The organism is Microcoleus sp. BR0-C5 (assembly GCF_036705045.1).
GTDB lineage: Bacteria > Cyanobacteriota > Cyanobacteriia > Cyanobacteriales > Microcoleaceae > Microcoleus.
Genome location: NZ_JAUBTR010000052.1, coordinates 41,177 through 50,359, shown reverse-complemented (window position 1 = coordinate 50,359; position 9,183 = coordinate 41,177). Strand labels below are relative to the sequence as shown.

At 45.3% G+C, this 9,183-nt stretch carries 12 protein-coding genes; 5 read left to right on the top strand and 7 right to left on the bottom strand.

Features of this window, described 5'->3' with window-relative positions; all coding sequences use genetic code 11:
* Positions 1–57 precede the first annotated feature (57 nt).
* The 4 genes from QUB08_RS21975 to QUB08_RS21960 form a co-directional block, all read right to left on the bottom strand.
* Positions 58–279 carry a hypothetical protein gene (locus QUB08_RS21975; RefSeq protein ID WP_333227089.1) on the bottom strand — a complete coding sequence of 74 codons (222 nt, stop codon included), beginning with the start codon at positions 277–279 and terminating at the stop codon, positions 58–60.
* A gap of 233 nt (positions 280–512) precedes the next feature.
* The gene (locus tag QUB08_RS21970; RefSeq protein WP_333227087.1) at positions 513–1,577 is read right to left on the bottom strand and encodes a tetratricopeptide repeat protein; all 1,065 of its coding nucleotides are present in this window, start codon (positions 1,575–1,577) and stop codon (positions 513–515) included.
* 191 nt (positions 1,578–1,768) lie between these two features.
* Entirely contained in the window at positions 1,769–2,056 is a 288-nt protein-coding gene (locus QUB08_RS21965; protein WP_333227085.1) for a hypothetical protein, read from the bottom strand.
* 91 nt (positions 2,057–2,147) lie between these two features.
* Positions 2,148–2,441 carry a hypothetical protein gene (locus QUB08_RS21960; protein WP_333227083.1) on the bottom strand — a complete coding sequence of 98 codons (294 nt, stop codon included), beginning with the start codon at positions 2,439–2,441 and terminating at the stop codon, positions 2,148–2,150.
* A 261-nt stretch (positions 2,442–2,702) separates the two neighbouring features.
* On the opposite strand from QUB08_RS21960, the gene QUB08_RS21955 reads away from it, so the two are divergent.
* Positions 2,703–3,635, top strand: a complete 933-nt coding sequence (locus tag QUB08_RS21955; protein ID WP_333227081.1) for a LysR family transcriptional regulator — start codon at positions 2,703–2,705, stop codon at positions 3,633–3,635.
* Positions 3,636–3,777: 142 nt separating this feature from the next.
* Here QUB08_RS21955 and QUB08_RS21950 read toward each other — a convergent pair whose 3' ends face one another.
* Together QUB08_RS21950 and QUB08_RS21945 are read right to left on the bottom strand one after the other, a co-directional pair.
* On the bottom strand, positions 3,778–4,110 hold the full coding sequence (locus QUB08_RS21950) for a hypothetical protein (protein ID WP_333227079.1): 333 nt from the start codon (positions 4,108–4,110) through the stop codon (positions 3,778–3,780).
* A 50-nt stretch (positions 4,111–4,160) separates the two neighbouring features.
* Positions 4,161–5,096 carry an AraC family transcriptional regulator gene (locus QUB08_RS21945; protein WP_333227077.1) on the bottom strand — a complete coding sequence of 312 codons (936 nt, stop codon included), beginning with the start codon at positions 5,094–5,096 and terminating at the stop codon, positions 4,161–4,163.
* 176 nt (positions 5,097–5,272) lie between these two features.
* Between QUB08_RS21945 and QUB08_RS21940 the strand changes: the two genes are divergently transcribed.
* From QUB08_RS21940 to QUB08_RS21925, 4 genes are all read left to right on the top strand, one after another.
* Positions 5,273–6,040: an SDR family oxidoreductase gene (locus tag QUB08_RS21940; protein ID WP_333227075.1), complete on the top strand. Its 768-nt coding sequence runs from the start codon at positions 5,273–5,275 to the stop codon at positions 6,038–6,040.
* Between the two features lie 86 nt (positions 6,041–6,126).
* Entirely contained in the window at positions 6,127–6,552 is a 426-nt protein-coding gene (locus QUB08_RS21935; RefSeq protein ID WP_333227073.1) for a nuclear transport factor 2 family protein, read from the top strand.
* A 21-nt stretch (positions 6,553–6,573) separates the two neighbouring features.
* On the top strand, positions 6,574–7,455 hold the full coding sequence (locus tag QUB08_RS21930; RefSeq protein ID WP_333227071.1) for an NmrA family NAD(P)-binding protein: 882 nt from the start codon (positions 6,574–6,576) through the stop codon (positions 7,453–7,455).
* Between the two features lie 104 nt (positions 7,456–7,559).
* On the top strand, positions 7,560–8,297 hold the full coding sequence (locus tag QUB08_RS21925; protein WP_333227069.1) for an SDR family oxidoreductase: 738 nt from the start codon (positions 7,560–7,562) through the stop codon (positions 8,295–8,297).
* 75 nt (positions 8,298–8,372) lie between these two features.
* On the opposite strand, the gene QUB08_RS21920 is transcribed toward QUB08_RS21925, so the two are convergent.
* The gene (locus QUB08_RS21920; protein WP_333227067.1) at positions 8,373–9,023 is read right to left on the bottom strand and encodes a Uma2 family endonuclease; all 651 of its coding nucleotides are present in this window, start codon (positions 9,021–9,023) and stop codon (positions 8,373–8,375) included.
* Positions 9,024–9,183 lie beyond the last annotated feature (160 nt).

Genomic DNA, 9,183 nt, shown 5'->3' with positions numbered 1-9,183 from the left:
GCTACTTATCAACGAAACAAAGGCAACTGCATAATTATATTGGTTTGTCAACTGCTTCTACTGGACTGCCTCTCTAGAACATTTTCCTTCGACGACGACAACCGGACTGAAGAAAATGTGTCCGACAATGCGATCGGATTCTACCGCAACGAAGGAAAATGTAGATGCAATTCCCCGCAATCGCTCGACTAAGTTAGCCTCATTTTCTCGCCCGAATGCCGCAATATTGACGTTGCGAACAGCTTCTACATCTTCTGGCTTTTCGGTACGGATATCCATAGCTTAGATTAATGGTTGTGCGGCCACTCTGGCAGATGAATTCCTAGAGAAACTGTTTCTATCTTTCGATCGCGATATTAATCAAGTTATAGCGCCCCTGAAGCTTTTTTTGTCTTTTTGAGTTATATATTTTTGGCCACCCATTATACAACGACTTGCAGATAAATGTCAAATCATCGCCCAAGTCGATCGCTGCCAATCTGCACGCCCGATGCGAAACCGCTTAACCGTCATTATTGCGGTACAAGCTGACTGGAAGACAATCGCTTAATGCCCTCCATCGCTGTAGTTTCTCCGGCTTTGTCACCGCCCTCACGAGCAATTTTTAAAGCTTCCTCGTAGGATTCTAGAGCTTGAGCATTTTGACCGAGACTTTCATGAATTGCGCCCATATTGTTGAGCAAGCGTCCGATACTTGTCTTGTCGCCGATTGCTTCTAACATCGGTATTGCTTGCTGAAAATAGATCAGCGCTTGAGTATCTTTGCCGAGTTTGCGGGAGGTAAGTGCCATGTTGTTGAGGAGGCGGCCGACGCCAGCCCGGTCTCCGATTTCCCGGCGAATTGCTAAAGCTTGGTGGTAAAATTCCATCGCTCTATTAAAGTCGCCGATGTTGTAGTAGACGCCGCCCATGTTATTGAGGGTACGGCCTAAATCGCGCCGATCGCCGGCGGCCGTGCGAATCGTCCGCGCTTGCTGGTAAAATTCGATCGCCTTGGCGTAATTGACCTGTTCTGCGTACACAGCCGCGATGTTGTGGAGGGATTCTCCAATTTCAATTTGGTCGTCGGTAGTTTTGGCAAGTTCCAAAGCTTCTTGGTGCAGTTTCATCGCTTCGGAAAAATTGTCCCCAATCCGGTTAACGAAACCGATGAGATTGAGAGTGCGCGCGATACGACGCCCTCCACTGATTTCTCGGTGAATAACTAGAGCTTGCTGCAGAACTTCCAAAGCTTTGGGCCTCGAACCCATTTCGCCATAAACTTCCCCCATATTGTTGAGGGTTTCTCCGATTCCCGCTTGGTCGCCTAGTTGCTTGCGGATTGCCAAAACTTGCTCAAAAGTCTCGATTGCTTCTCGAAACAAACCCTCGCGGTGCTGTTTTACTCCTGTTTCAAAAAGTTGGTCTGCTTGCGTTTTGGGGTCTGTTGCCTGAGCGAGATCGCTCGCTTGGGTGCGCCTCGCATTTATAATTTGGGCATAAGCCCGGGCGTCTGAAATTGCCAGCAAGCTGAGTGCGGGCGATAAGACAATACTTATAGCTGCGAGATAGCTGAAGTGGTAAGAGCGGCGGTGCACCGATCGAGTCCTCCAATAGCTAAGTGATAACTACTAAGATAGAGCTTTTTGGGGTGTTCCTGCCAATTTTTTTCTCAATCCCTAGGTTCTGATACCAGTTTCAAAAAAGAAGGCAACTGTAGACCCGTGCTTCAAACCCATACACAATCAGTTATTCCCAATTCTTCAATCCAAAATCTAAAATCTAAAATCTAAAATCCCATGACTGGATTTTTGTCTTGCCAGACTGCCATAATCAGCGGCTTATTGTTGAGAGCGGATATGACAGCAAAGTTTTTGCTGGGTGGAAGCGATGCTTTTTCAGGGCTTTGCAAGATGATGTCCTGTTGGTCAACCGTGATCCAAGCAATTCCTGACAAAACTTGAATTTGTCGATGAGTTTGAGGCAATTTGTATACCTCGTTTTCCATCAGAATAATGCGATCCTCTTCGAGGGCTCCGCTAACGGGCGCTGCACATTCGGAAGATATTTGAAGCATAGCATCTCCTACTTGGTAATTGGTAATTGCTAATTAGTAATTGCTAATCGAGGACTGTATTTCACTTCATTTCTACGCAACCCACACACTACTATTGGCAATAACGCCGATCGATCCAAGCGCGCATTTCATCATCCGTCGCCACACAGGTAGAGCGACCAGTCGCCCGATCGCAACCGTGCCACCAAGTGTTACCATAGCGATCGCACGTCTGCCAAATTCTCAGTTCGTCCTCACCAGAAACGAGGTAGAGCAAAAACTGCCCAATTTTATTTATAGCTGAAAAGAGAGATTGCCCTTTTTGTTTTTCGGATGGTTTAGCTCGATCGGCTATCCAAAAAAACATCATTATTCGGGGGTTGATTCGACTTTTGTAAGTAGACATAGCCAACACCTTAAAGTGATAAATCCTACACAAACTGCACCCATAAAATTACAAAAAATAGCTTTTAACTGCAATAAATTCATCGCAATTACAGCACAATATGGTTGTCGTGCAAGTCCTGTAAAAGTCTATCTGTTACCTGATAAATTAACCTTACCTCTGGGGCAATTGACAATCAAAGCATTGCTTGCATAGGTTGTATGAATAAAATCGATATATCGAAGCCCTTGTGACAATTTGGGTACTACTGGCACAAACGCTATGAACGAAATCAATACGCGGCGGATGAAACTCTCTCAGATTCAAGCTTTGATAGCTGTAGCAGACTGTGAAAACTTTAGCGAGGCGGCTTTGCAATTGGAACTGTCCCAATCCGCAGTCAGCCACGCCATCGCCTCTTTAGAAACAGAATTAGGAGTGCAACTGTTCCACCGGGGGCGACACGGTGCTCAACTGACGCCGGTGGGGGAAAGGGTAGTGAGTCACGGGCGTCAAATAGCCTGCGCCTTAAAAATGATGGTCAAAGAAGCGGATTTAGAAAAAGGTTTGCAGGGAGGCCAGGTACGGATAGTTACTTTTCGGAGTGTCGCAACTCATATCCTACCGGGTATTATTGCTAAATTTCGCAGTTGCTTTCCCAAAATTACGGTCAGCATTGCCGAAGTTTATTATACCCAAGCTGTGGAAGAGGCTTTGCGATCGGGCAAAGCAGACATCGGTTTTGTCTCTCTTCCCATCTCCGATGAATTTGAAACAAGAGAAATTTTGCGGGATAAATATGTTGTATTGCTGCCACCAACTGCCAAATTGTCAAGTGCTAAGATTACCTGGAAAGAATTAGCGGCTTATCCGTTGATTTTGCAGCCGGTGGAAAATGCTTGTTCTGTACCGCTTCGCAAATATTTGACAACTTCGGGGTTTCCCTTAAATATCGCTTACGAACTCAGCGAAGATTCAACGATTGTCAGTATGGTGATGCAAGGTTTGGGTGCAGCTATTCTTCCCCGTTTGGCTGCGGAACCGATACCTACTTCGGTGAAAGTTTGCAGTTTACCTGCGGATTTTGAAAGGGTAATTGGGGTGGCTGTTTTGAGGGATGGGTTGTTGATTCCGGCCGTGTTTGCGTTTTTGGATTTAGTTAAAAGTGCCGCACAGGTTGATAGTGAGGGCGATTTTCCGATTAATCCTTCATGAAAAACCTAAGTCAGTTGTTATAGGTTATTGGTTAGATTGGGATTTTGTTACCCCAGATATCAGCAGATGAACGCGGATGGGATTTTATCTGAGTTCATCTGCGGTTAAAAAAATGGCATAAAATAGTGCGATCGCTGATTGCCTATTTCATGCGCTTAGCTACAAGACTAGAACTATCGCCTTGGTGGAATTTGATTCGACCATCTACCGAGTTTTTATCCTTTAATTTGAGCCAACCGCTACCAGATGCAGGATCGTTCTCGTCATTACCGTCCCATGTAAACTCAAATCGCTGATCCTTTCCATCTTTTACGACTTCGCCGTCAATTTCACCTGATACTAAACCGAATTGAAATTCTCCTGAACCTGTTTCATCAATCTCGATATAGGCTTCAACTTCCATGTCCAAGTAATCAGTATCCCACAGTTCCATCTCTGCGATCCGCCATGTACCGCTATATTCCATTGCTTTCATCCTCCACTTGTATTAACGGAACAAAACCAATATAGTCGAAACAGTTACGCTCAAGCAGTACGCAAACGCTCAATATCCCGGACCGGCGGCGCACCAAACATACGAGAATATTCGCGGCTGAACTGTGAGGGGCTTTCATAACCCACCTGATAGGCAGCATTTGCCGCATCGGAGTTTTCGGCAAGCATCAGGCGACGTGCTTCTAATAGTCTTAATTGCTTTTGATATTGAAGTGGACTCATTGATGTCACTTCCTTGAAATGGTAATGGAAAGATGAAGGAGACATCTTGGCTTGTCCTGCCAAATCCTCAACCCGCATCGGTTTTGCAAAATCAGTTTTAATCTGTTTGATCACCTCAGCGATGCGCTGCATATTGCTGCCAGATATTGCGATTTGGCGGACAGCTTCGCCTTGATCACCCATTAAAAGACGATAATAGATTTCGCGGATAATCATCGGTGCCAGCATCGGGATATCCTGCGGCGTATCCAAAAGTCGTGTCAGTCTGAGGGCGCAATCGAGCAATGGTGCATCGGCATTGCTGACAAACAAACCTCTGACAGAGTTTTCTTTCTTACTCCCGATTGGACTGGTTTGGGCAGTGATAATATCGCAGAGTTGGCGTGGATCTAAACTCAGCTTAAATCCTAAATACGGCTTGTCAGGAGTTGCCTCTACAATAAATCCGCTTAGAGGTAAATCAACCGAGATCACAAGATATTGAGCCTCGCCATAACGATAAGTTTCCTCACCTAGCAAGGCTTCTTTTTTGCCCTGAATGACGATGCCGAGAATAGGTTGATAGACAGCGTGCAGTGCGGCGGAAACAGAAGATTCTCGCATAAATTCCAGTTTGTCTATGTCTGTTTTATGAAAACCGTTTCCTTTGCCGTCGGTGTGTCGAGTTAGCAAGGCCGCCAGTTCTTGACACTGAGTGCCGATCGCATCTTGATTTATTACTTGGTTGATTATTTCAATCGCCATGTGGTTTTCTCGACTAATTTAATCATTATCTTTTAAGCATTATAGAACATTTTTATCCATTCATAAAATCTTGCTTTGGAGGATTAGGCAATAAATTGCGAGGTCTGTGTATTCAAAACCCTTGCTTTTACTCATAGGATGAACACATCTGAATGAAACAGTAAAAGGATAAGGCAATGAAGAAAGACAAGACAAAAATCGCATTGGTAACAGGGGCGAGCCGAGGACTTGGCAAAAATACCGCTTTGACTCTTGCCAGAAAAGGAGTTGATGTCATCGTGACATATCACAACAGCGAGGAGGATGCCCAAAATGTCGTATCTGCGATCGCCGAAATCGGAGCTAAAGCCGTTGCACTGCAACTGGATACTTCAAACACTAAAACCTTTGACGGTTTTGTGGAACAAGTCAAGCAGTCACTTCAAGATAAATGGCAGACAGAGAATTTTGATTACCTCGTGAATAATGCTGGTTTTGGTGTTCATGCGTCTTTTGCTGATACCACCGAAGATGATTTCGATCGCTTGATGAATATTCATGTAAAGGGCGTTTTTTTCCTCACGCAGAAACTTCTTCCTTTGATAAATGATGGAGGACGGATTGTCAATATTTCGTCTGGGCTTGCCCGTTTTGCTCTACCGGGCTATGCAGCTTACGCAAGCATGAAAGGAGCGATCGAAGTTTTGACCCGATACATGGCGAAAGAACTGGGACAAAGACAGATTGCCGTGAATGTGGTGGCCCCCGGCGCAATTGAAACGGATTTTAATGGCGGTGCGGTGCGTGACAATCCTGAGATTAACAACTTTATCGCTTCGCAAACCGCCCTAGGTCGCGTGGGTCTTCCTGATGATATTGGCGGTGCGATCGCAGCTTTGCTATCCGAAGAAAACAGATGGGTGAATGCACAGAGAATCGAAGTCTCTGGCGGTCAGTTTCTTTAATTCAAACTAAGCTCAACAGAAGGGACAGAAATAGGAAATTTCGAGTGAGAGCCATCCAATTTTAAGGTGAAATAGAAGAGGAAGATATGACTACACAGCTTTTGACCGACCATCTCGCACTGATTGGCAAGGATACCGAAGCTTGGATAAATTTATTTGCTGAAGATGCAGTTGTGGAATTTCCGTATGCTGCTGCTCTGAATGCGCCAGAACGATTTGAAGGCAAATCTGCCATCTACAACCACATGAAAAAGATGGTTGCCCAGATGCAAGATTTAGTATTCACGAATGTTCGCGAATATCAAACGTCAAACCCTAATATTTTACTTGCCGAGGTTCATGGGGAAGCCGAGATCCTCGCCACAGGTCGCCACTATCAACAAGATTATGTGATGCGACTAGAAACCAAGGATGGAAAGATCGTTCACTACCGTGAATACTGGAACCCTGTCCCCGTTATTGATGCAATGGGCGACACCCAAAAATTGCGCCAATTTTTCAGCCGAGGCTAATACATAAAAGAGAGGAAAGCTATGAAAATTGTCATTGCAGCCGCATCAGGCAATATTGGACGGCGCACCGCCGAGAAAGTCATCCAGACTGGGGCCGAAACCATCCTGCTGACGCGAAATCCAGAGAAGTTAACCGATCTGGTCGAGCGAGGTGCGACAGTGAAGCAAATTAGCAGTGACGATCCCCAAGGATTGAGCGAAGCAACACAAAATGCAGATGCTTTGTTTTGGCTGACTCCACCGAAACTCGACACGCCAAGCTTATCCAACTGGTACATCCAGACGGCAATGGCTGGAGCCACAGCAGTGCGCGAAAACGGCATCAAGCGAGTCGTCAATATTTCTAGCATTGGTGCAGGTGCAAAATCAAATTTAGGTACTGTCTCATTCGTTGGTGATGTTGAATCGATTTTCAACCAAACCGGAGCCAATGTACTGCATCTGCGTCCCGGCTATTTTATGGAGAATTTCCTAAGTCAAGTCAAGTTGATTCAGCAAGACCATACCGTAAGCTTCCCCTATGCCAGCGACCACGATATTCCTTGGATTAGCACTGACGATATCGGCGATGAGGCTGCAAAATATCTACTCGATGATAGTTGGGCGGGTCAGTGGATTCGTAATCTAATGGGACCCGAAAATTTAACGCTCTTGGAAACAACGGCTATTCTTTCACAAGTGTTAGATCGCCCGATCGAATATGTCCGAGTGAAAATTGAATCGATCCAGCAGCAAATGGCATCGATCGGAGCAACACCTGATGTACAAAAAGAGTTAGGGAAGCTGTTTATTGCCCTTGGCGATCCGGACGGAATTTATGCGACAGCCCGAACCCCTGATGCCGTTACACCAACGACGTTTGAGCAGTTTGTAAAAAACAAACTACTTCCCAATATCTGCTGAATGCCTTGACATTGCTAGGAGGTTTCAATACTGATGGAAGTCATTTATATCACCACCGTAACAAAAACAAATTTCCAGTAACATCACAAAAATAGGAGATTTCAATGTCGAACTTAAATGGAAAGGTTGTCATCATTACTGGAGCCAGTAGTGGAATTGGTGAAGCCACAGCCCGTATGCTCGCTTATCAAGGCGCAAAAGTTGTTTTAGGCGCACGTCGCACCGATCGCCTAAAAGCGATCGCCAAGGACATTCGTGCGGAGGGTGGAACAGTCGAATACCAGGCTCTGGATGTCACGCAACGCAGTCAAATGGAGGATATCGTTCAATTTGCCCAGAGCAAGTTCGATCGCGTAGATGTCCTGATTAACAATGCTGGCATCATGCCCCTATCCGCACTCGAACAACTGAAAGTTGAGGAATGGGATCGCATGATTGATGTCAATATCAAAGGTGTTTTGTACGGCATCGCGGCGGCACTTCCTGTGATGAAAGCACAAAAATCTGGTCAGATTATTAATCTTTCCTCGATCGGCGGACACGCAGTTTCTCCTACTGCTGCTGTTTACTGTGCTACTAAATTCGCCGTTGGAGCCATCTCAGAAGGTTTGAGACAAGAAGTTGGGGGCGACATTCGGGTGACGGTGATTTCTCCTGGAGTAACGGAGTCTGAGTTAGCCGAGAGCATCACTGATGAAACTGCAAAATCGGGAATGCAAGAATTTCGCAAAATATCTCTTCCTGCTGCTGCGATCGCGCGATCGATTGTATTTGCGATCGAACAGCCTGACGAGGTTGATGTTAGCGAAATTATCGTCCGACCAACAGCCAGCCCTTACTAACGAAACAGCAAACTTCTCTCTTGAAAATACGGTGTGATGAAGCTCGCAATCTGGTGACTGCCAATGCCAAATTCGCTAGTTAGATTCCGCCATCTCTCTCACCCAATTGCGGAAATTTACCTCGGCTTCTACTTCATCTAGCTGCGCTGCTGCCAAGAATTCGTACAGCTTGTCCTTGGGCACGATCGGAAAAGTGGGGCTGACCGATACTTCCAAATACTCATCGTTCTCTAGCTTATAAATTCGCCATTCTCTACCATTGTACCGCCAAAACTCCGGTACTCCCATACTGGCATAGAGAGCAGGCTTGTTAATATCAGTATGGGTGATATCTATTTCTACGATTAAATCGGGTGGCGGATCTGTGGCTAAATCTACTTTACGACCGGCTACGAGGGGCTGATTTTGGATGTAATAGGCATTATCTGGTTCTGCACCGCGCTCTAAGTCCGATCGATCCAAGGTTGTCGAACCCATTGTTTTGATTTTTAAACCTAGCTCTACAGCCAAAATAATAATCAGTCGTTCGATTAAGCGTGCTGAAAATTCGTGTTCTTCTAAAGGCATGGTAATTTCTAAAATCCCCCGGTCGAATATCAATGTAGCCGCTCGGTTATCGCCTAAAATCTGTAGCAGTTGTTGATAACCCTGCCAAGTAATATTTCTCAACAATACTCGCTTTTCGCCTATGAGTAACGGTGGTGCGATCGGCGCAACAGAAATCATATATTTTACTTCCAGCTATGAGATTTCTAAGATAACATAAGGAACAGGCAAGATGCCTGTTCCACAATTAACAAATTATTCTTGAACAGGCAAGATGCCTGTTCCACAATTAACAAATTATTCTTGAACAGGCAAGATGCCTGTTCCACAATTAACAAAT

Coding starts and splice junctions, on each gene's coding strand:
- QUB08_RS21920 (WP_333227067.1), bottom strand. CDS start 9,023: ATGATTTCTGTTGCGCCGATCGCACCACCGTTACTCATAGGCGAAAAG.
- QUB08_RS21945 (WP_333227077.1), bottom strand. CDS start 5,096: ATGGCGATTGAAATAATCAACCAAGTAATAAATCAAGATGCGATCGGC.
- QUB08_RS21925 (WP_333227069.1), top strand. CDS start 7,560: ATGTCGAACTTAAATGGAAAGGTTGTCATCATTACTGGAGCCAGTAGT.
- QUB08_RS21940 (WP_333227075.1), top strand. CDS start 5,273: ATGAAGAAAGACAAGACAAAAATCGCATTGGTAACAGGGGCGAGCCGA.
- QUB08_RS21930 (WP_333227071.1), top strand. CDS start 6,574: ATGAAAATTGTCATTGCAGCCGCATCAGGCAATATTGGACGGCGCACC.
- QUB08_RS21960 (WP_333227083.1), bottom strand. CDS start 2,441: ATGTCTACTTACAAAAGTCGAATCAACCCCCGAATAATGATGTTTTTT.
- QUB08_RS21935 (WP_333227073.1), top strand. CDS start 6,127: ATGACTACACAGCTTTTGACCGACCATCTCGCACTGATTGGCAAGGAT.
- QUB08_RS21965 (WP_333227085.1), bottom strand. CDS start 2,056: ATGCTTCAAATATCTTCCGAATGTGCAGCGCCCGTTAGCGGAGCCCTC.
- QUB08_RS21950 (WP_333227079.1), bottom strand. CDS start 4,110: ATGAAAGCAATGGAATATAGCGGTACATGGCGGATCGCAGAGATGGAA.
- QUB08_RS21975 (WP_333227089.1), bottom strand. CDS start 279: ATGGATATCCGTACCGAAAAGCCAGAAGATGTAGAAGCTGTTCGCAAC.
- QUB08_RS21955 (WP_333227081.1), top strand. CDS start 2,703: ATGAACGAAATCAATACGCGGCGGATGAAACTCTCTCAGATTCAAGCT.